We start from the raw sequence: 19,696 nt of genomic DNA, 5'->3' as shown, positions 1-19,696 counted from the left end.
GCCTAGCTCCAGACATCGCAGTGGTGGGCCGACCAGGTGCCGGCCACCGCCGCGACCTTGGCCGGGGTCAGCAGCATCCGGTCTACGCCGCCGCGGACGGTGCGGACGTCGAACCGGGGCCAGGCCGGCGGCGATCCGGCGGCCGCCGCGCCGCCGCCCGGATCGCCGGTGGCTGCGAACCGGGTCCAGTAACCCACCATCGCCTTGGACAGCGCGATCCGTCCGGCGGTGGTCAGCTGGGACGACACCGCCGAGGGGAACAGATAGTCGAGATCCCAGCCATGGGTGGCGCCGGTGCCGAACTCGGGCGAGCTGGCCGGCGCGTCGGGAACGTCGAACTCGTAGAGATAGACCGGCTGCTGGGCGATTCCGGTGGCCAGCTGCGCGAACGTGGTCGTCTGACAGGTGAACATGTCGTCGGTGATGATCCGCGCCAGACGTTCCCGCGGCGGGGCCTGGCCGGCGGGATAGGCGGCCAGCACCCGGTCGGCCCGGTCCGGGAAATGGGTGCGGATCAGGGTGTCCACGCCCCAGTCGGTGATCGGGCCCTCGGCGGCCCAGTGGTTCGTGAACGGCCGGCCCTCGTCGGTGATGGTGCCCATCAGCAGCGGTACCCGCGCCAGCCGGCCGTCCCAGAGCGCCTGGGACGGGGTCAGCGGCAGCGTCGCCCCGCCCGTCGTCGGCGCGAACGCGAACGCGCTGAAGATCTCGGTGTCGTCGGCCGCGGCGGTCACCAACTGGTCCGCCGAGCGGGTCCGCATGCAGGCCGCCGCGGTCACCGGGTCCGGGCAGCCGAGCTTGGCCGCGAGGGCGAGCCCGGTCTGGGCGGCCTGGGCCATGGTCGGCAGCTCCCAGCTGCACGGGCCGCTTTCCATGATCGCCCGTTGGAACAGCCCGGTCGCCGCGGGCGCCGCCAGCAGCGCGCAGACATTCACCGAGCCGGCCGACTCGCCCATGATCGTGACATTGGTCGGGTCGCCGCCGAACGCGGCCGCGTTGGTGCGCACCCAGCGCAGCGCCGCGATGAGGTCCTCGGTGGCGAAGTTCCCGGCGTCGCCCGCGCCCAACGACGGCAGGACCAGGTACCCAAGCGGCCCGAGCCGGTAGTTCGTCGTCACGACGATCGCCGGGCCGCCGGTCACCAGCGCCGACGGATCGAAGGTCTCCCCGGTGCCGCCGACGAACGCGCCGCCGTGGATCCAGAGGATCACCGGCAGCCGACCGGTCAGCGGCGCCCCCGCCGGCCGGCCCACCGAGAGGTAGAGACAGTCCTCGCTGGAGATCGCGGCGAAGGCGCCGTCCTGCTTGCACGGTGGTCCGCCGACGGCGCCGTTCCGGACGCCCGACCACGGCGTCGGCTGTCGCGGCGCGGTCCAGCGCAGCGTCCCGACCGGCGGCGCGGCGAACGGGATGCCGTGATAGCGGTCCATCTTTCCGGTGCGCTGCCCGCTGATGCGGCCGTCGGCCGTGGCGACCACCGGCGGCGGCGCATCCGGGTTCGCGGTGTAGCCGGCCGGTGAGGTCACGGCCGCGGGCTGGCCGCGCGGAGACCTGTCCGCCCCGGACGTGCAGCCGGCGAGCCCCGCGGTGGCGACCAGCAGGCCCGTCAGCAGGGCCGTCAGCCGAGCGTGCCTGCGCATCTTCGGCCCTCCCGGTCAGGCGGACCCACGTGCTGGGCGCGGTCGCCTGGCTGACGGTCGACCGGCGCGGCCCGGTGCGACGACGGATCTTTAGCCGTCGAGCGTAGTCGGACCGGTGCCGGCCCACCGCGCCGGTGTGGCCTGGTTCGTACCCCGGTGAGGGATCGGGGAGTTTCGTGCTCGTGCGATGTGCGGCCTGGCGGTCGTGGCGCTCGCCGTGGTCAGTCCCGGTGAGCCCGGCCGACCCGTAGCCGGCGCCAGCCGGAGCCCGCCGCCCCGGCCACCCGGACCGCGGGTACCTCGCCGGGCCCGGCCACGGGCTGATCCAGCTCCGGCTCGGCGTCGTCCGGCTCGTCGTCCGGCTCGAGGTCGTAGGGGTCGGCGTCGGGCGCCGGCTCCTCGACGCGGACCGGCCGCGGCTGGGCGTCGTGGCTCGCGGACGGCTGGCGCGGGACCGTCGGCTCGGGCTCGGTGTCGAGCGGCCGGCGCTCGATGAGCAGCATGGCGAGGTCGTCACGCAGGTGCCCGCCGGCGTGCTCGGTGACCCGTTCGGTCAGCCGGTCGAGCGCCTGCTCGGGAGTGCCCTCGAGCAGCAGGTCGAGATGGTCCTCCAGCGGGAAGAACACCCCGTCCGGCGACCGCGCCTCGATCAGCCCGTCGGTGAACAGCAGCAGGCGGTCGCCGATGCTCCAGCGGGCCGACGACGGGGTGAACCGCTCGGCGAGCCCCAGCGGCGGGCTCGGCGACTTCAGCAGCACCTGACCGGGACCGGCGGCCGGTTCGACGGCGGAGCCGGCGTCGTCGTCGGCCGGGTCCGCGGGTTTCGTGGACGGCCGGACCAGCAGCATGGGCGGGTGATGACCGGCCGAGCAGAGGCTGAGCCGGCCGTCGGGGTGGATGTCCACCAGCAGCGCGGTGACGAAGTCCTCCGGGCCCGCCTCCCGGTTCACGGCCCCGGCGCAGGCCGCCGCCACCTGCTCCGGCTCCAGCCAGGTCACCGCGGCCTCGCGGAACGCGCCGAGGACGACGGAGGCGAGCCTGACGGCGGGCAGGCCCTTGCCGCGAACGTCGCCGATGATGACCCGGATCGTGTGCCGGGTGGCGACGACCTCGTAGAGGTCCCCGCCGACCGTGGCCTCCTCGGCGGCCGACAGGTAGCGGGCGGCGAAGCAGGCACCGTCGATCGTCGTCGGCACCTCCGGCAGCAGCGCCCGCTGGGCGACGTCGGCGACCGCGCGCACCCGGACGAGCTCGGTCTCCCGGTGGCGCAGCTCCGACTCGCGGCGGGACCGGTGGATCGCGATCCAGACCGCCACCGCCGACTGCGCCGCGACCAGCCCAATCGCCGCCAGATGCTGGGAGTTCAGGAACCGGTGGTCCCACAGCCCGGACAGCACGGCGACGACGACCGCCAGCGAGCCCATCGCCGCGGTGCGGCGCGGGCCGCGGGCACCCGAGACGAGCAGTGCGGCCAGTCCGAAGTACCCGGCCATGGCCACGTTGGTGAGCAGACTGATGCCGACCGCGCAGCACAGCACGGCCAGCCCGAGCGCCAGCGCCCGGTCCAGCTTCCAGGGCATGAGGCATTGTCGCTGTCCACCTGCCGGCACTGGGCAGGTACCGCCGGATTCATCGGGGCGATATACGCCGTGTGGCCTCTTCGGCCGGAAATTCGCACCCAGAACCGGGCTTGGACCGGTCAGGCCGCCGACGGGGCCGCGCCCGCTCGCTGGCCCGGACGCCTTTCGTACCAGCGCTGCGACCGCTCCAACTGGGCGGCGAGCGAGATCAGCAGGCTCTCACTGTTCGCCGGGCCCATGAGCTGCGCACCGAGCGGCAGGCCGGTGGCCGTCAGCCCCGCGGGCACGTTGACCGCGGGCCAGCCGAGCACGTTCCACGGCCAGGTGAACGGGCAGGCCGCGACGATCGCGTGGTCGGTCTCCCAGTTCGTCGGGCGGTTGAGCTCGCCGACCCGTGGCGGCGGCACGGCGGTGGTCGGCGCGAGCAGCACGTCGACCGACCGGAACACCCGCCCGATCCGCCACCGGGACATCGGCTCCGCGGCCCGCGCGGCGAGCAGCAGCGGGCGCAGCATCCGGCCGGTGCGGGCGTTGGCGACGGTGCGGCCGTCCAGCAGCTCCGGATCGGGCACCCGGTGGGCCCAGTCGTCGATCGCCTCCAACGAGCGCGGCAGGAAGATCACGCCCAGCAGGCCGTAGGCCGGGTCCGCCGGGACGACGTCGTGCCCGAGCTCCCCGAGCGCCGCGCCGACCTTCTCGACCGCTTCGCGCACCGCCGGGTCGAGAGTGGCCGACATGCCGCTGTAGGGCACCTTCAGGGACAGCCCGATCCGCAGCCGGCGCGGCTCGCGGGCGGCCGCGGCCTCGAACGGTTCCTCCGGGGCCGGCGGGCGGTCCCGGTCGACGGGCGCGCTGCCGGACAGCACGTCCAGCAGCAGGGCCGCGTCGCCGACGGTCAACGCCAGCGGGCCGAACGTCGTCAGGCCGTTGAACTGCTCGGAGACCGGCGCGCTGGAGATCCGGCCGCGCTGTGGCTTGATGCCGACGAGGTTCGTCCAGGCCGCCGGGATCCGCACCGAGCCGGCGCCGTCCGAGCCGACCGCCGCCGCGACCAGACCGGCGGCCACCGCGGCCGCGGCCCCGCCCGAGGAGCCGCCGGGGGTGTGGTCGAGGTCCCAGGGGTTGCGGGTGACCCCGAACGCCGGTCCCTCGGTGAACGGCCACTGGCCGAACTCGGGGGTGTTCGTCTTGCCGACGATCACCGCGCCGGCCGCCTTGAGCTTGCGCACCATCTCGCTGTCGGCCGGCTGCGGCGGGAACTCGCCGCGCGCGCCGAAGGCCGTCGGCTCGCCGGCCAGGTCGGTGTCGTCCTTGATCGCGATCGGCACGCCCAGCAGGGGTAGCCGTTCCCCCGCACCGATCCGCCGGTCGGCCGCGTCGGCCTCGGCGAGCGCGGCCTCCGGCCGTAGCCGCCGGAACGCGTTGAGCGTCGACTGGGTCGCCTGGATGCGATCGAGCGCGGCGCCGACGAGCTCGCGCGACGAGACGGCACCACCGGCGAGCGCCGTGGCCTGGTCCCGTAGGCCCAACAGGTCGTCCCGCACCCCGACCTCCCCGAGTCCGCTGCCCAGGAAAACCGTAGCCGACGGGGGCCGCCCGGCCCCTCCCTTCGCCCGAAACCCGCTGGTCAGCCGGATTCCACCGCGCGGCGGCCGGCTCGGGGTCCGGCGGCCGGGCCACGTCGGGCTGGGGCGGGTGGGATGCCTCGCCGTGGTCCGCGCGGTCTTTCGGTCACGCCGCCCCTGTTGGGGTGTCCTTGCGGTGAAGAACGACGGACTATCTCCTTAGCATCACGGGTAGCTCAAGTAATGCGCATTTTGCCGACCATGGCTCGTCTTGCGGGGTGTGGCCGGAGATGTGGGGCGGTCGTTCGCGGCAGCACTCCGCGGCAGGCCCGCACCCGCTGGCGATCATTCATCACCGACCGGAGCACCAAGAAGGGATCGAGGTGACCGAGCCAGACAACTCGTCGGAGTCCGCCGGGACCGCGCCGGAGGGCGCCACCGAGCCCCCGGCCCCCTACTCCGCGTTGTCCGATATCGCACCTGTCAACGACTACCCCACCCCCAGCCAGGAGCCGCCCGGCAGCCTGACCGCCGGCCTGAACGGCGCGTCCGGCCTGAACGGGCACCACCCGGTGGACGGCGCCGAGCCGGCGGCCGAATCGGTGCCGGCCGGAGAGCCGGCAGCGGCCGGACAGCCGGTGTCGGCCGGACAGCTGGGCGAGGACGCGCCGGTGGAGCCGGCCGACGACGAGGCCGGTCCCGGGGTGATCGCGGGCGCGCGCCAGCGGGTCGGCCCGGCGGTGGCCACCGTGCGGGACAAGGTCGGTCCCGCGGTCGCGAAGGTCGGCCCCACCGTCGCGACCGCCCGCGAGAAGGTCGCGCCCGCCGTCTCCAGGATCGGCCCGGCCGTCTCGACGGCGAAGGACCTGGTCGCCCCGGCGGTCTCGACGGCGAAGGACAAGGTCGCTCCAGCCGTCTCCACGGCGAAGGACAAGGTCGGCCCCGCCGTCGCCAGCGCGCGCGAGAAGGTGACGCCGCAGGTGGCCGCCGCGACGGAGCGCACGAAGACCGCGGCCGGCAAGGTCCGCTCCCAGGCGGGCGAACACCCGTGGGTGGCCACGGCGGCGGAACGTGCCGCGGCGGTCGCGTCCAGCGGGAAGACCGCGCGCGAGCTCGGCCAGGAGGTCCGGCGGCACCCCGCCGTCGCCGGAGGTGCTGGCGCGGCGTTCGCCGCGGCAGTCGGGGCCCTGTGGCTGCGGCTGCGGTCCCGCCGAGGGTCGGACGCCTGAGAATCCCGCGCTGGCGGGACCCGGGACCTGCCAGGTCCTGACGGGGCTCCCACCGGTCCGCGTCCCGCCGTCCCCCGGCCGCTCCTGGCCGTCGGGACGCGGGCCGGGGCGGGAACCTCGTGCTTCCACCGGAAGGTGCCGGGCGATGTCTGTTCGCTGACACCTCTTGCCATCGGACGATCCGTCACCTACGTTCTTCTCAATCTAAGAATTTCTCATGTCGAGAAGAATGAGCGGCTCGGCGAGGACAGCTCACGACGGAACGGAGAGCTCGATGGCGGACGGGACCCAGGCCGGTGGCGGCGCGGCGGAGGAGGCCGCGTTCCTCGCGTCCTACGACCCGCGCGACTACGAACCGGTCGCGGTCACCGTCGACGTCGTCGCGCTCACCATCCGGCTGGTGGAGAACCCGGCGGGGGAGGCCGTGCCCACCCTGCACGTGCTGCTGGTGCGGCGCGGGCAGGCGCCCTTCGCGGGCCGGTGGGCCCTGCCGGGGGGCTTCATCCGGACGACGGTCGGGCCCGACGGCGCGCGCGTCGAGGAGGACCTCGGCGCGGCCGCCGTCCGGGAGCTCGCGGAGGAGACCGGGCTGGCCGCGTCACCGGACCGGCGAGCGGCCGACCGCCGGCTCGACCGGATCCACCTGGAGCAGCTCGGGACCTACGGCACTCCGGGGCGCGACCCGAGAATGCGGGTCATCTCGGTCGCCTACCTCGCCTTCGCGCCTGACCTGCCTGATCCCACCGCTGGTGGCGACGCGGCCTCGGCCGCCTGGCTTCCGGTCACGTCGGTCGACCGGGACGGGATGGCGTTCGACCACGCGCGAATCCTGGCGGACGGCCTGGAACGAGCCAGCTCCAAGCTCGAGTACACGCCGCTGGCCACCGCGTTCGTGGCCGCCGAGTTCACCGTCACCGAGCTGCGGGCCGTCTACGAGACGGTCTGGGGCCAGCCGCTGCACGCGCCCAACTTCCACCGCAAGGTGCTCTCCGCGCCGGGGTTCGTCGAGGACACCGGCGCCACCACCGCCAGCGGCGGCGCCCGGGGCGGCCGCCGGGCCCGGCTCTACCGGGCCGGTCCCGCTCGGCTGCTGCACCCCGCACTGCTGCGTCCCGGAAAGGAGGACCCCCGATGATCACAGAGGCCGTCTCGCCCGGCGCCGCCGGGACCGGCTCGACGGCACCACCGCCGCACACGTTCGACGAGATCGTGGACCAGGTGCTGCGGCGGGGCCTGCCCGCGTCGGCGCTGTTCGGCCCGCTCGACCCGGCCGGCACCCCGGCGCGGGAGGCCTCACGCACGGCGCGCCGCGCCTACCGGACCATGGCGCGCCAGGTCCACCCGGACGTCGCCCCCGCCGGCCGGCGCGCGGATGCCGCGGCCGCCTTCGCGCGGCTCACCGAGCTGTGGTTCGCCTACCAGGGCGGCACGGCCGAGGCGCCGACGAGCCCGGGTGCGGATGGGTCGACGGGCGCGGTCGTCACCGGCCGCGCCCGGCACGCCTACACGGTCGGCCACCCGTACGCCAAGGGCGACCTGGCCGTCCTGTACCGGGTCGACCGCGTCGAGCCGGCGGACGGCCGCCCCGCGCCGGACACCCTGCTGTGCAAGATCGCCCGGTCGGCCGACGACGACGACCTGGTCGCCCGGGAGGCGACGGCCCTGCGACGGATCGCCCGGCTCGGCGACCGCAGGCACGCCGCCTACGTGCCCACGCTGGTCGACACGGCCCGGCTGGCGGACGGCGGGCCCGCCCCGGCCCGGCGGGTGAACGTGCTGGCTCGGCTCGACGGCTTCGTCACGCTGGCCGAGGTGCGAGCCGCCTACCCGGACGGGCTCGACCCGCGGGACGCGGCCTGGATGTGGCGACGGCTGCTGGTCGCGATCGGGTACGCGCACCGCGCCGGTGTCGCGCACGGCGCGGTGCTGCCGCCACACGTGCTCATCCATCCGGCCCAGCACGGCCTGGTCCTCGTCGACTGGTGCTACAGCGCGATTCCCGAGCCGGCGGACGGCGCGGTCGTCGGCCCCTACCGGCCCGCCGCCGGACCGGACGACCCGAGCCGGCGGATTCCGGCGCTGGTCGCCGCCTACGCCGACTGGTACCCGGCCGAGGTGGCCCGCCGCGAGCCGCCGGCCGCGGCGACCGACATCGCGCTCGCCAGCCGGTGCGTCTCCTACCTGCTCGGCGACGAGGACCCGGCCCGGCTGCCGGCGGCGGTACCGGCGCCGATCCGGCGGTTCCTCACCGGCTGCCTGCCGGCGGCGCCGGCGATGCGGCCGGACGACGCCTGGCGGCTGCTCGGCGAGCTCGACGACCTGCTCGGGCGGATCTACGGCCCGCGGCGCTTCCGCCCGTTCGCCATGCCGGCACCCGTGACCTGACCCCGTAGGCGCAGGTCACCGTCCCTTCTCTCTTTCGGCTGTTCGTTCTCGTTTTCTGGAGGTCATCATGGGTGGCGGAGCCTGGTCGACGGACGTCTATGACGCGGCCGCGAACTACCGCGCGAGCACGGGCGCGAGCGCGTTCGACTACAGCGACCGGATGCGCGGTGCCGGTCGCGCGATGAAGGCGCACCCGGAGCTGGACCCGTTCGGCGTGGGCAAGCGGGAGAGCCGTGACTCGGCCGAGCACCCCACCTCGCTGGCGATCTCGGTGCTCTTCGACGTCACCGGCTCGATGGGCTCGGTGCCGAAGGAACTGCAGGCCAAGCTGCCGTCGCTGTTCGGGCTGCTGCTGCGCAAGGGCTACGTCGAGCACCCGCAGATCATGTTCGGCGCCATCGGGGACGCGACGTGCGACCGGGTGCCGCTGCAGGTCGGCCAGTTCGAGTCGGACAACCGGATGGACGAGCAGCTTGGCAACATCATCCTGGAGGGTGGTGGCGGCGGCCAGGTCATGGAGTCCTACGAGCTGGCGATGTACTTCATGGCCCGGCACACCGCGCTCGACTGTGTCGAGAAGCGCGGCAAGAAGGGCTACCTGTTCGTCATCGGCGACGAGAAGCCGTACCGGAAGGTGGACGCCGGCCAGGTCCGTGACCTGCTCGGCGACCAGCTGCGGGCCGCCATCCCGACCAGGGAGATCATCGAGGAGCTGGAGCGGACGTACAACGTCTTCTTCATCATCCCGGCCGGGACCGCGCACGCGCAGGACCACGAGGTGCTCGCGACCTGGCGGGAGCTGCTGGGCGAGCGGGTGATCGAGCTCGACGACCTGGGGCTCGCCTGCGAGACGATCGCGCTGACGATCGGCATCCTGGAGGACTCGATCGACCTCGACGAGGGCCTCGACGACCTGCGCGACGTCGGCGCCGGTGCCGCCGTCGCCCCGGTCGGCAAGGCGCTCGCCCGGATGCGCCCCGGCGGCCCAGACCGCCGCGAGATCACCCCCGGCCCGAGCGGCCAGCCGCCCGCGCAGCGCGGCGGAACCGGCATCGCCCGGCTCTGACCCATCCGTCCGGGGCCCAGCGGGGCCGCCCCCGGACCCGACGCCAGTCGACCAGGAGGAGTTCTCATGCGGCACACGATCGTCGTCGACCTCGGGTTCGGCGACGCCGGCAAGGGAACGGTCGTCGACCACCTCTGCCGGGTCGCGGCGGCGGACGGGCGGCCGGTGGCGGCCGTGGTCCGGTTCAACGGCGGCGCGCAGGCGGCGCACAACGTCGTCACCGACGACGGCCGGCACCACACGTTCGCCCAGTTCGGCTCGGGCACGCTCACCGGCGTGCCGACGCACCTGTCGCGGTACGTCCTCGTGGACCCGCTGGCGCTCGCTGCCGAGGCGGCGCACCTGGCGGCTCTCGGCGTGCCCGACCCGTTCGCCCGGCTGACGGTGCACGGGGACGCCCTGCTCACGACCCCGTACCACGTCGCCGCGAACCGGACCAGGGAGCTGGCGCGCGGCGCCGGCCGGCACGGCTCGTGCGGGATGGGCATCGGTGAGACCGCCGCCTACGCGCTCTCCCACCCCGACGACGCGCCCCGGGCCCGCGACTGCGCCAGGCCGGCCCGGCTGCGCCGGCTGCTGACCGAGCTGCGGGACCGCCTGGAGGCGGAGCTCGGCCCGCTGGCGGGACCCGCTCGGGCCGGTGGCGAGCTGCCGCCGGTGGACGCCTGCGTCGAGGTGTTCGGGCAGTTCGCGCGGGCCGTCCAGCTCGTCGACGACCGGCACCTCACCGAGCTGGCCCGGGTCGGACCGGTGGTCTTCGAGGGGGCGCAGGGCGTGCTGCTCGACGAGTGGCACGGCTTCCACCCGTACACGACCTGGTCGACGACGACGTTCGCGAACGCGGAGAAGCTGCTGTGCGACGCGGGCGTGCCCGCCGGCGACGCCCGTCGGCTGGGGGTGGTGCGGACCTACACCACCCGGCATGGCGCCGGCCCGCTGGTGACCGAGGACGCCGTGCTGGCCGCCGCGCTGCCGGACCGGCACAACGGCACCGGCCGCTGGCAGGGCGCGTTTCGCGTCGGCCATTTCGACGCGGTCGCGCACCGGTACGCCGTCGACGTCGCCGGTGGGGTCGACGCGGTGGCGCTCACCCACCTCGACGCGCCCAGCCGCCAACGGCTGGGAATCTGCCGTTCGTACGAGGTCAGCCCGGCCGGCACAGTCGTGCAGCCGACTCCCGGCCGCTCCGGCATCCCGGACTGTGACGACATTGGGCCGGCGGTCGCGCGCGACGCTGACCACATGGACGCGAGCGCCGTGCGTGACCCGGCCGGACCGGCGGATGCCGAGCCGGCCGGCTCGCGGCGGGTCGACCGCCTGGTGCCCGGGCCCTCCGGTGACCTGGCGCGAGCGGCGGAGCTGACCGGGCTGCTGTCGCGGGCCCGGCCCGTCCTCGACCCGTGCCCGCCCGGCCCGGCGGACTGGCCGGACGTCGTCGCCGACGTGTGCGGCGCGCCGGTCACCATCCGCTCCCACGGACCCAGGAGCGGTGACAAGCACTGAACGGAACAGGTCCACGGCCACTGGTCGCCCCTGACCCGGGTGGTCAGCCAGCGTGGACAGCGCAAGAACCGAACCCATGGAGGTTCGCCGTGCTGGAGTTCTACGTCTTCACACTGATCCTGGCGCTGGTCTTCGCGTCGGGGACCGTCTTCCTGCTGGTCCTGCTCCGGGTGCTCGAGGAGCGGCGAGACCTCGCTGACACCCGGCTGGCCGCCTCGATCCGAGCCCTGCAGGAGGACCGGCACGCGTAGCGTTCGGGCCATGTCGACCCAACCAGTCCCGGCCGGGCCGGACTTGGCGCCCGCGCTGGTGTTCTCGTCCGCGCCGGGTCGGTGGGTGCTGATCGCGACCGTGCTCGGCTCGGGACTCGCCGCGATCGACGCGACCGCCGTCGGGGTCGCGCTGCCCTCGATCGGGCGCGACTTCGGCACCGGGCTCGCGTCGCTGCAGTGGGTCGTGACCGCCTACACGCTCACCCTCGCGGGACTGCTGCTGGTCGGCGGCTCGCTCGGCGATCGGTACGGCCGCCGCAAGGTCTTCGTGATCGGCGTCGTCTGGTTCGCGACCGCCTCGCTGCTGTGCGGGCTCGCGCCGAACGCGTCCATGCTGATCGGCGCCCGGGCGCTGCAGGGGGTCGGCGCCGCGCTGCTCACCCCGGGCAGCCTCGCGATCCTCCAGTCCTCCTTCGGCGCGCAGGACCGGTCCCGGGCGATCGGCGCGTGGTCCGGGCTGTCCGGGGTCGCGACCGCGGTGGGGCCGTTCCTCGGCGGCTGGCTGGTGGCGGCCGTGTCGTGGCGGCTGATCTTCTTCCTGAACCTGCCGCTGGCCGTCGCCGTCATCCTCATCGCGGCCCGGCACGTCCCCGAGTCGACGGACCCGGCGGCGCCGCGGCGGATCGACCTGCGCGGCGCGGCCCTCGGGACGCTCGGCCTGGTCGGGCTCTGCTACGGGCTGATCGAGGGCCCGTCACGCGGCTGGACGTCGGGTCCGGTGATCGTGCCGCTCGTGGCGGGAGCCGCGCTGCTGGTGGCCTTCGTGACCGCCGAACGGCGCACCCACGAGCCGATGCTGCCGCCGAGCCTGTTCGCGTCCCGCCAGTTCGCGGCCGCCAACCTGGTCACCTTCGTGGTCTATGCCGGGCTCGGTGGGGCGTTGTTCCTGCTCCCGATCGAGCTGCAGGAGGTTGGCGGCTACTCGCCGGTCGAGGCGGGCACCGCGTTGCTGCCCATCACGATCATCATGTTGACGCTGTCGGCGCGGTCCGGGGCGCTGGCCGCGCGGATCGGTCCCCGGCTGCAGATGAGCGTCGGCCCGCTGGTGGCCGGCGGCGGGCTCGCGCTGCTGTCCCGCGCCGGCCACGGCGACGGCTACTGGCGTGACGTCCTGCCCGCGGTGATCGTGCTGGGCCTGGGGCTGGCGACGACCGTCGCGCCGTTGACGTCCACCGCGCTCGCCGCGGCGCCGGTCGAGAAGGCCGGCGTCGCCTCCGCGGTGAACAACGACGTCGCCCGCACCGCGCAGCTGCTCGCGGTCGCCGTCCTGCCCGCCGTGGCCGGTCTCTCCGGAGCCTCCTACCTGCAGGCCGGCGCGTTCGACCACGGCTTCCGGATCGCGATGCTGTTGGCCGCCGCGATCGCCGCCGTCGGCGGTCTCACCGCGGCCGCCAGCATCCGCAACCGGCCGGACCAGCGCGCGGCCCGTCGCAGGCACCTGCGCCCCGCGCACTTCACCCACTGCGCCCTGGACGCGACGCCAGTCGCGACCACCGCGGACAACTGCCCGCTGGGCGCCGCGGGCCGTCAGCCCAGGTACTCCGCCACGACACCGAGGTAGGCGTCGTTGAGCAGCGAGCGCTGGCGGGACAGGAAGTGCAGGATGCGGACGCCGGCACCGCGGGCCTCGTCGATGGAGGAGAACGCCTTCGGCCTGCGGTTCCAGGCCGAGTCCAGGGTGGAGACCTTCGTCCCGGTGGCGGCGATCGCGCGGACGAGCGCGAGCTGGTCCTCCCCACCGAACCGGTTCCACTCCTGGTGCCAGCGGTTGAACATCCTGGACACCCGGCCGTTCTGGTCCCAGAGCATGACGCCGCTGTTGTAGTAGCGCCGGTCGCTCAGGCCGAGCTCCTGCATGAGCTGGTATTCGGGTGCGCGCCGGCTCGGGTCGTTGACGCTGCGCGCGATGACGTCGGCGACCGACGAGTGCATGTCCGGCGCCATCGCCATGTCGCGGCCGGCGAGCAGCTCCCAGACCTCGTCGATCGAGGAGATGACGATCGTGTCGGCGTCCAGGAACAGGGTCCGCTCGAACGACCAGCGGTTCAGCTGCGTCTTGTGGAAACGGGACGCGAAGCCGCCGGGAAGGCTGCCGACGACGAGGGTCTCGCATTCCAGGTCGACCAGCTCGTGGCTGGGCGCGTCGGTGATGACCCGCACCGGGCCGTCATAGCCGTGCAGGCGCAGCGTGCGCGCGCTGTCCGTGACCAGGTTGGCGTAGCTCTCGCCCAGGGCGAGGTAGACGACGCCGCGATTGGCGCCCGGCTTGCTGGGCCGCGCCCCCTGCCTGGCCGGTCTGCCGTTCTGTGCCGCCAGTCCGTTCTGCGCCGTCGGCCCATGGCCGTTCAGGGAGACGTCGAGGGGTGGCGCCGACAGTTGCTTGACCGACGTCTCGTCGCGCTTGCCGGTGCCGTTGGCTCCGTTCAGGTCGGCCGCGGTGAGCTGCTTGGGGATGGCGGGCGGGGGGCTGACCGAGAGCCAGCCGATGGCCCTGGCGGCGAGCATGAAGTCGATCCGGCGCTGGATGTGGTCCGGCCGACGATGCAGGGCGTGCGGATCCGGCAGTTCGCTGCGGTTCATCAGCGTCTCGGGGTCGGGGTCGTTCGGCGTCAGGTAGTTGCGCAGCCCGGCGCACAGCCGCATCGCGACGCAGAGCAGCATGTCGTCCTCGGGGACCTGCTCCGCCATGTAGTTCATCAGCCAGCGGAGCTGGGCGATGTGGTGCAGGTTGCGGGTCCGGACGAAGAAGCCGCGGACCAGGATGTCGATCTCCCGCGCCTTCGGCAGCCGGCCGACGTTGCGGGCGGTGTAGACCCCGTCCGGCGGGACGATCCGGCCCATCTGGCCGATCGAGCCGAAGCCGGGGAGCGACTCGGCGGTGTTCACGAAGTGCTCGACGCAGCGGGTCCCGGGCAGCATGTCGTCGTCGACGAAGAACGTGTACTCGTGGTCGTAGGCGGCCAGCGGCACGAACCTGGAGTACGGCCCGGTGTTGTGGCCCCAGCGGTAGACCCGGTCGGCGCTGGACAGCGTCGCCTGGGACAGCGTGTATTGGTCGTCGATATGGGTGTCACATACCGTGACCGTGCAGGGCACGGATTGCGCCTGCAGCGCGTCCACGATCCGCTCGACATTGCCTGGACGTTTCCAGTTAATGACGACAGCCTCTACCTTGTTCATGCCACCCGTCGACATCCGCCCATGACGAATACAGCGTTGAACACACGCCTGTCGGCGCGTGAAAAATTGGGTTGACCCGTAACCGGACGTCGGTACGCCGCGTCGGCGCGGGCACCTGAGAACGGGGGGTTGACCGAAATGTTCGCACGTCAGCAGGCGGATTCTCAAGGGATCCGAAACCTCGACCGAAGTGTGACCTGTGTCACATTATGCCCGGTTGGGCTTCCGTGCGGAGTCCGGCCGGCGTGCGTCGTGGCGGGATGCGCGCCGAGCGGCGATGTATTTCGGACGCGTTGAGAGATGACGAACATGTTTCGTGCGGCTGAATCCTGCGTGCTGTTTCGGAAACATGACGGGCGGGCCGCGGGCGGCCGTCCAGATAAAGATGCGTACCCGGACCGCTACTCGACGTGACGCTCTTTTGGGGCCCGGCGCGGCGACCGTGCTGGAACGGCGAACGGGGCCGGCCCCACCGCGGTGGGGCCGACCCCGTTCGGACCGGCGTGACTCTGATCTTTGGCGTCAGGCCTGGTAGATGTCGTCGCCCTTGACGGTGACGTTGACCGGGGACAGCGGGCGAGGGGCCGGGCCGGCGACGTTCTTGCCGGTCGTGGCGTCGAACTTGCTGCCGTGGCACGGGCAGTTGATCGTGCCGTTGGAGACCGAGCCCACCGTGCAGCCCATGTGGGTGCAGATCGCGGAGAAGGCGTGGACGGTGCCGCCGGAGTCGCGGGTGACGACGATCTTCTTGTCGGCGAGGACCAGGCCACCGCCGACCGGCACCTTGCTGAGGCTGGTGAGCTCCTTGGCGTCGTCGGCCGAGGCGCTCGTCGGCGCGGCGCCGCTGGGGGTCTCGTCGGCGCCGTGGTCACTGTCGGTCGAGGCGGGCGCGCCCGTCGCGGCGTTCGTGGTGTCGGAGCCGGACGAGCTGCCGCACGCCGCCACCAGGAAGCCGCCCGCGCCGGCGGCCAGGGCGAAGAGGGGAACCGTCACTCGCCGGGTCAGCCCGGGGTACGGCGTCGGCGATTCCGTCGGCTCCGCCTGGGTCGTGGCGTCCAGCGTCATGGCATTCCCTCCTGGAAGTGGGTATCGCCTCACACGTCCGACGGTAGGTGTGCGGAAGGGCCTTCCGAGTCGCGGCATGCCGCGAACTTCTAAAGATCTGGTGAGAGCCCGCGGCGTGGCCCCGGATATCGGCCGGCACGAAGTCGGCGAAATGGCGGCTCGACGGGCGTAATTACCGTCCGTCGCCGCCAGGGGTTGTCAGCGGTTGTCAGTGCCGGTTGGTCAGGACAGCGTGACCAGCGCGCCCAGCGCGAACGCGGCGGCGAAAAGCCAGATCAGCGTGGGCACCGTGCTCAGCCACCGCGGCGGGCGCCGCCGGGTCACGACAGGAGTGCTGGCGATGGGCGCCGGCTGCGCGGCCGGCGCCGCCGCGTGGCCGGGGCGGGCCAGCGGGCCGCTGGCGGGGGCGAGCCGCGTCTCGGCCTCGTCGACGTCCGGCTCGGCCGGGGCCGCCGGGGGCACGTCGACCGGGACGATGGCCGTCAGCGTCAGCTCCGGGCCGTCCAGGGCGCCGAGCCGCAGCAGGGTCGGCTGGGCGCCGACCGCGACCGAGGTGACCCGCTGGCCGTCGTGCCACATCCCGTTGGCGCTGAGGTCACTGGCGGTCCAGCCGTCCGGGGACGGCTCGAGCGCGACGTGCCGCCGGGACACCTTGGGGTGGCTGACGACGATGTCCGAGTCCGACGCCCGGCCGACCACGACCTTGCGGTCGCCGGGCAGCGTGAGCTGCGTGGTCGAGGTCTGCACGCGCAGCGCGACGAGAGGCACGCTGATCCTCTCTCTCAGGCCGGGAAGACGGCGTTGTCGTGGACGCTGACCTGGACCGGGGGCAGCGGGGTCGACGCCGGGCCGGCCACCGGGGCGCCGCTCGTCACGTCGAACTTGCTGCCGTGGCACGGGCAGTTGATCGTGCCGCCGGAGACCTCACTCACGGTGCAGCCCTGGTGCGTGCAGACCGCGGAGAAGGCCTTCACGTCGCCGGCCTGGTCCTTGGTCAGCACGACCGCGGCCTTGTCGAGGATCAGGCCGCCGCCGGCTGGGATCTGGTCGAGCGTCGCCAGCGGTGTGCTGGCCGCCGCCGACCCGCCGGCATAGCCGCTGCCGGCCGCGTTGGCGCCGGGTCCGGCACCGTCGCGGTGGTTCCACGCGACACCGACGCCGGCCGCCGCGCCGACGACCACGACCGCCGCGGGAATGGCCCGCCGGGTGAGTGACCCCGCCCCGTCCGGGGTGGAGACGTCCTGCGTCATCTGAGCGCCTTCCTCGGGCGGGGATCAGACATGGGGGATGCCGGAGCGGGTGAAGAACCACAATGCGGCGGTGAGCCACAACAGGACGAGCAGCGAGAAGACGAGCCCGCCGAGTACCGGCAGCGCCCAACCGGGCAGGGATTTCACCCGCAGGCCGAGCATCTTCGCCGCGTAGGCGCCATAGAACGTGCACCCCGCGACACTGTGCACGAGGACTCTTGTATCCGCCGTCGAGAATCCGAGGGCCCACAGGCAGTGGAATGCGACCGGAAGGGAGACGACGAAAGCCGCCGTCCCACTCCAGCGGTGCACGATCGAAACCACCGGTCCAGCGGATTTGACGCCCGGCAGGCGCCCCCACATCCACAGCGCCGTCAGGAGCTGCACGAGGACGAGGATGAGGACGATTGTCGTCAGCCACGCCTTCATCGGCAGTGGGCTGGAGAAACCGAGGGTGTACAGCGGTCGGCGGGCGGGCGCGTGCTCCCGGCCGTACACGCCGAGGGCGACCGCGATGACGGCGCCCACGAGCACGGCGCCGGCGAGCCCAGTGGACCCGCTGAGGATCGACCGGCGCGGTGGCGCGGCGGTGCCCGCGGTCGGCTCGGGTATCGACATATCGCCTCCGTTCCGGCCCCCCGGCCGGGCTCAGGCAGTTTCCGCGCGGTCGGCTGACCCGCCGCCGGAATGCCTGATGATTTGTCTCGTAAGTGGGCTGCCGTGTCAAGGAGAGCTGGCTGACGGCTTTCTGACGACAGGCCTGCGTCACCGATACAAACGGCGCGCGCCTTTGGGCGGTATGGCGCGGTCTGGATTTCGGCCGGGGCCTTCCGTCGAATTCCGACGACCGCCCAGCATAGGGGCCGGTCCGCGACCGGGATGCACCAGCCACTGGTCGCTCCGCCGTTGTGGCCGCGGGGAACCGCTCGGTGGCCGGTCCGGCGGCCGGAAGGCGGATTGCCGGGTCGTACTTAGGGCTGATCACGGGGTGGGGCCTGCTCCCGTACCGTGAGGATTCATGGAGGCGGGTCTCGGTCGGCGCGGGCGTGCCGGCGGCCATCCGGACCGGCCGAAGCCGCCGGCCCGGGTCTGGCGGGACTGGCTTCTGGTCGGTGTGTTCGGGCCCATGGCCCTCCTCGAAGGGCTGCTGCGGCCGGATCTGCCCCTGCGGCCGGTGGCGCTCGTCATCGGCGTCGGGCTGGTGCCGACGCTGCTGTGGCGGCGGACGAGGCCGTTCCTGATGGTGGCGATCGCGTTCGGCGTCGGCATCGTCGTCTCGCTCGCGACCAGCGGGCCGCCGCCCGAGCTGAACTCGATGTTCTATCTGCTGCTGTTCCCGTACGCGCTGGCTCGCTGGGGCGAGGGCTGGGCGGTGCCGGCCGGGCTCTCGATCGCGGTCGCCGCCGACGTCGTGTCGTTCGTCGCCGACCCGGTGTCGCTGGGCAGCGCGGCGGGTGGGCTCGCGGTGCTGACCACGTCCGCCGCGCTCGGTGCCGCGCTGCGCTATCGAGCCTGGGCCCGGTGGCGTGAGTTCGAGCAGGTGAAGCTCGTCGAGCGGGAGCGGCTTGCCCGTGACCTGCATGACACCGTCGCCCACCACGTCTCGGCCATCGCGATCCGCGCGCAGGCGGGCCTCGCGACGGCGCCGACCAGCGCGGAGGCGGCCACCGACGCGCTGCGCCTGATCGAGACCGAGGCGAGACGCACGCTGGCCGAGATGCGGGCGATGGTCCGCGTCCTGCGCCGCGACCAGCCACTGACCGGCCCCGGCTCGTCGCTGCCCTCGGCGCCACCGCTGCCCTCGGCGCCACCGCAGTCCGGGCCGGAGCCGCTGTCCGGACTGGAGCCGCGGCCGGAGGACCTCGCGCCGACGCCGGGCCTCGCGGACCTGAGCCGGCTGGCGGACGACCGGGCCGGGCTGCCCGTCGCGGTCCGCGTCGCCGGCGCGGTGGACGACGTCGCGGCGCCGGTGGCCACCGCCGTCTACCGGCTCGCCCAGGAGGCGGTGACCAACGCCCGACGGCACGCCCGCGGCGCGACCGGCATCGAGGTGGAGGTGACGGCCGAGGACGGCGCGGTCCGGCTGCGGGTGCGCGACGACGGCGACACCAGTGGGGCCTCGCCGAACCCGACGCCCGGGTACGGGCTGCTCGGCATGCGCGAGCGCGTGCACCTGCTCGGTGGGACCTTCGAGGCCGGGCCGGATCAGCGGCCCGGTGCCGGTGGCGGCTGGACGGTCCGCGCCGTCCTGCCCGGCGCCGGGCAGCCGGCATGACCGCCCCCGCGGGCCGGACGGTCCGGGTGCTGGTCGCCGACGACCAGGAGATCGTCCGGACCGGCCTGCGCATGATCCTCGACGCCCAGCCGGGCATCGAGGTCGTCGGGGAGGCCGCCGACGGGCTGGCCGCCGTCGAGCTCGCCCGCCGGTTGCGCCCCGACGTGTGCCTGTTCGACATCCGGATGCCGGGCCTGGACGGCATCGAGGCGACGGCCCGGCTCGCCGGCCCGGGCGTGGCCGACCCGGTCGCCGTCGTCGTGATCACGACGTTCGACCTCGACGAGTACGTCTACGCCGCGCTGCGGGCCGGCGCCAGGGGCTTCCTGCTGAAGGACGCCGGCCCGGACCTGCTCGCCCAGGCCGTCCAGGCCGCGGCGTCCGGTGACGCGCTGATCGCCCCGGCCGTCACGGCCCGGCTTTTGGCCGCCTTCGCCGACGCCGGCCCGGGCCGCCCGCCGCGTCAGCCCGTCGAGCCCCTGACGGGCCGCGAGGAGCAGGTGCTCGCGGCGGTGGCCCGCGGCCGGACCAACAACGAGATCGCCGCCGAGCTCTACATCACGCTGAGCACGGTCAAGACGCACGTCGCCAGCCTGATGGCGAAACTCGCCGCCAGGAACCGCGTCGAGATCGCCATCTGGGCCTACGAGACCCGGCGGGTCCGGCCCGGGTGACCCCTGGCCACG

17 protein-coding genes are annotated in these 19,696 nt (G+C 73.8%); 9 read left to right on the top strand and 8 right to left on the bottom strand.

Going from position 1 to position 19,696, the window contains the following annotated elements:
- Positions 1 to 2: 2 nt before the first annotated feature.
- From FRAEUI1C_RS34815 to FRAEUI1C_RS34805, 3 genes are all read right to left on the bottom strand, one after another.
- Entirely contained in the window at positions 3 to 1,640 is a 1,638-nt protein-coding gene (locus FRAEUI1C_RS34815; RefSeq protein ID WP_013428095.1) for a carboxylesterase/lipase family protein, read from the bottom strand.
- Between the two features lie 221 nt (positions 1,641 to 1,861).
- Entirely contained in the window at positions 1,862 to 3,220 is a 1,359-nt protein-coding gene (locus FRAEUI1C_RS34810) for a PP2C family protein-serine/threonine phosphatase (protein WP_013428094.1), read from the bottom strand.
- Between the two features lie 119 nt (positions 3,221 to 3,339).
- Positions 3,340 to 4,764: an amidase gene (locus FRAEUI1C_RS34805; RefSeq protein ID WP_013428093.1), complete on the bottom strand. Its 1,425-nt coding sequence runs from the start codon at positions 4,762 to 4,764 to the stop codon at positions 3,340 to 3,342.
- Positions 4,765 to 5,168: 404 nt separating this feature from the next.
- Between FRAEUI1C_RS34805 and FRAEUI1C_RS37020 the strand changes: the two genes are divergently transcribed.
- The 7 genes from FRAEUI1C_RS37020 to FRAEUI1C_RS34775 all read left to right on the top strand — a co-directional run bounded on the left by FRAEUI1C_RS37020 (position 5,169) and on the right by FRAEUI1C_RS34775 (position 12,801).
- Positions 5,169 to 6,014, top strand: a complete 846-nt coding sequence (locus tag FRAEUI1C_RS37020) for a hypothetical protein (protein WP_013428092.1) — start codon at positions 5,169 to 5,171, stop codon at positions 6,012 to 6,014.
- Positions 6,015 to 6,288: 274 nt separating this feature from the next.
- On the top strand, positions 6,289 to 7,149 hold the full coding sequence (locus tag FRAEUI1C_RS34795) for an NUDIX hydrolase (protein WP_013428091.1): 861 nt from the start codon (positions 6,289 to 6,291) through the stop codon (positions 7,147 to 7,149).
- Positions 7,146 to 8,399 (top strand): protein kinase family protein, encoded by a 1,254-nt coding sequence (locus FRAEUI1C_RS34790; protein ID WP_013428090.1) that lies wholly within the window; start codon positions 7,146 to 7,148, stop codon positions 8,397 to 8,399. Before FRAEUI1C_RS34795 ends, FRAEUI1C_RS34790 begins: the two co-directional genes overlap by 4 nt.
- Positions 8,400 to 8,466: 67 nt before the next feature.
- Complete coding sequence (locus tag FRAEUI1C_RS34785) at positions 8,467 to 9,465, top strand: hypothetical protein (RefSeq protein WP_013428089.1); 999 nt, start codon at positions 8,467 to 8,469, stop codon at positions 9,463 to 9,465.
- A 66-nt stretch (positions 9,466 to 9,531) separates the two neighbouring features.
- On the top strand, positions 9,532 to 10,968 hold the full coding sequence (locus FRAEUI1C_RS34780) for an adenylosuccinate synthetase (protein ID WP_013428088.1): 1,437 nt from the start codon (positions 9,532 to 9,534) through the stop codon (positions 10,966 to 10,968).
- Positions 10,969 to 11,057: 89 nt separating this feature from the next.
- Positions 11,058 to 11,219 (top strand): hypothetical protein, encoded by a 162-nt coding sequence (locus FRAEUI1C_RS40615; protein ID WP_013428087.1) that lies wholly within the window; start codon positions 11,058 to 11,060, stop codon positions 11,217 to 11,219.
- A 10-nt stretch (positions 11,220 to 11,229) separates the two neighbouring features.
- Positions 11,230 to 12,801 carry a DHA2 family efflux MFS transporter permease subunit gene (locus FRAEUI1C_RS34775; RefSeq protein ID WP_013428086.1) on the top strand — a complete coding sequence of 524 codons (1,572 nt, stop codon included), beginning with the start codon at positions 11,230 to 11,232 and terminating at the stop codon, positions 12,799 to 12,801.
- On the opposite strand, the gene FRAEUI1C_RS34770 is transcribed toward FRAEUI1C_RS34775, so the two are convergent.
- From FRAEUI1C_RS34770 to FRAEUI1C_RS34750, 5 genes are all read right to left on the bottom strand, one after another.
- A complete protein-coding gene (locus tag FRAEUI1C_RS34770; protein WP_013428085.1) occupies positions 12,768 to 14,420 on the bottom strand; it encodes a glycosyltransferase family 2 protein in 1,653 nt (550 codons plus the stop codon). The genes FRAEUI1C_RS34775 and FRAEUI1C_RS34770 overlap by 34 nt on opposite strands.
- 522 nt (positions 14,421 to 14,942) lie before the next feature.
- Positions 14,943 to 15,485 (bottom strand): Rieske (2Fe-2S) protein, encoded by a 543-nt coding sequence (locus tag FRAEUI1C_RS34765; protein ID WP_013428084.1) that lies wholly within the window; start codon positions 15,483 to 15,485, stop codon positions 14,943 to 14,945.
- A 222-nt stretch (positions 15,486 to 15,707) separates the two neighbouring features.
- Positions 15,708 to 16,253, bottom strand: coding sequence for an FHA domain-containing protein (locus FRAEUI1C_RS34760; protein WP_013428083.1), 546 nt, complete (start codon positions 16,251 to 16,253; stop codon positions 15,708 to 15,710).
- A 14-nt stretch (positions 16,254 to 16,267) separates the two neighbouring features.
- Positions 16,268 to 16,735, bottom strand: a complete 468-nt coding sequence (locus tag FRAEUI1C_RS34755; protein ID WP_013428082.1) for a Rieske (2Fe-2S) protein — start codon at positions 16,733 to 16,735, stop codon at positions 16,268 to 16,270.
- Positions 16,736 to 16,759: 24 nt separating this feature from the next.
- Positions 16,760 to 17,353: a DUF6529 family protein gene (locus FRAEUI1C_RS34750; protein WP_013428081.1), complete on the bottom strand. Its 594-nt coding sequence runs from the start codon at positions 17,351 to 17,353 to the stop codon at positions 16,760 to 16,762.
- Between the two features lie 400 nt (positions 17,354 to 17,753).
- Here FRAEUI1C_RS34750 and FRAEUI1C_RS34745 point away from each other — a divergent pair, with 400 nt between their 5' ends.
- Both FRAEUI1C_RS34745 and FRAEUI1C_RS34740 read left to right on the top strand, forming a co-directional pair.
- The gene (locus tag FRAEUI1C_RS34745) at positions 17,754 to 19,010 is read left to right on the top strand and encodes a sensor histidine kinase (protein WP_013428080.1); all 1,257 of its coding nucleotides are present in this window, start codon (positions 17,754 to 17,756) and stop codon (positions 19,008 to 19,010) included.
- Positions 19,007 to 19,684, top strand: coding sequence for a response regulator (locus FRAEUI1C_RS34740; RefSeq protein WP_013428079.1), 678 nt, complete (start codon positions 19,007 to 19,009; stop codon positions 19,682 to 19,684). Before FRAEUI1C_RS34745 ends, FRAEUI1C_RS34740 begins: the two co-directional genes overlap by 4 nt.
- Positions 19,685 to 19,696: the final 12 nt, after the last annotated feature.

This window comes from Pseudofrankia inefficax, from assembly GCF_000166135.1.
Taxonomy (GTDB): domain Bacteria; phylum Actinomycetota; class Actinomycetes; order Frankiales; family Frankiaceae; genus Pseudofrankia; species Pseudofrankia inefficax.
This window is presented reverse-complemented; position numbering and strand designations above follow the sequence as displayed.

Coding starts and splice junctions, on each gene's coding strand:
- FRAEUI1C_RS34795 (WP_013428091.1), top strand. CDS start 6,289: ATGGCGGACGGGACCCAGGCCGGTGGCGGCGCGGCGGAGGAGGCCGCG.
- FRAEUI1C_RS34750 (WP_013428081.1), bottom strand. CDS start 17,353: ATGTCGATACCCGAGCCGACCGCGGGCACCGCCGCGCCACCGCGCCGG.
- FRAEUI1C_RS34765 (WP_013428084.1), bottom strand. CDS start 15,485: ATGACGCTGGACGCCACGACCCAGGCGGAGCCGACGGAATCGCCGACG.
- FRAEUI1C_RS34740 (WP_013428079.1), top strand. CDS start 19,007: ATGACCGCCCCCGCGGGCCGGACGGTCCGGGTGCTGGTCGCCGACGAC.
- FRAEUI1C_RS34745 (WP_013428080.1), top strand. CDS start 17,754: ATGGAGGCGGGTCTCGGTCGGCGCGGGCGTGCCGGCGGCCATCCGGAC.
- FRAEUI1C_RS34770 (WP_013428085.1), bottom strand. CDS start 14,420: ATGAACAAGGTAGAGGCTGTCGTCATTAACTGGAAACGTCCAGGCAAT.
- FRAEUI1C_RS34790 (WP_013428090.1), top strand. CDS start 7,146: ATGATCACAGAGGCCGTCTCGCCCGGCGCCGCCGGGACCGGCTCGACG.
- FRAEUI1C_RS34775 (WP_013428086.1), top strand. CDS start 11,230: ATGTCGACCCAACCAGTCCCGGCCGGGCCGGACTTGGCGCCCGCGCTG.
- FRAEUI1C_RS34785 (WP_013428089.1), top strand. CDS start 8,467: ATGGGTGGCGGAGCCTGGTCGACGGACGTCTATGACGCGGCCGCGAAC.
- FRAEUI1C_RS34810 (WP_013428094.1), bottom strand. CDS start 3,220: ATGCCCTGGAAGCTGGACCGGGCGCTGGCGCTCGGGCTGGCCGTGCTG.
- FRAEUI1C_RS34815 (WP_013428095.1), bottom strand. CDS start 1,640: ATGCGCAGGCACGCTCGGCTGACGGCCCTGCTGACGGGCCTGCTGGTC.
- FRAEUI1C_RS34755 (WP_013428082.1), bottom strand. CDS start 16,735: ATGACGCAGGACGTCTCCACCCCGGACGGGGCGGGGTCACTCACCCGG.
- FRAEUI1C_RS34780 (WP_013428088.1), top strand. CDS start 9,532: ATGCGGCACACGATCGTCGTCGACCTCGGGTTCGGCGACGCCGGCAAG.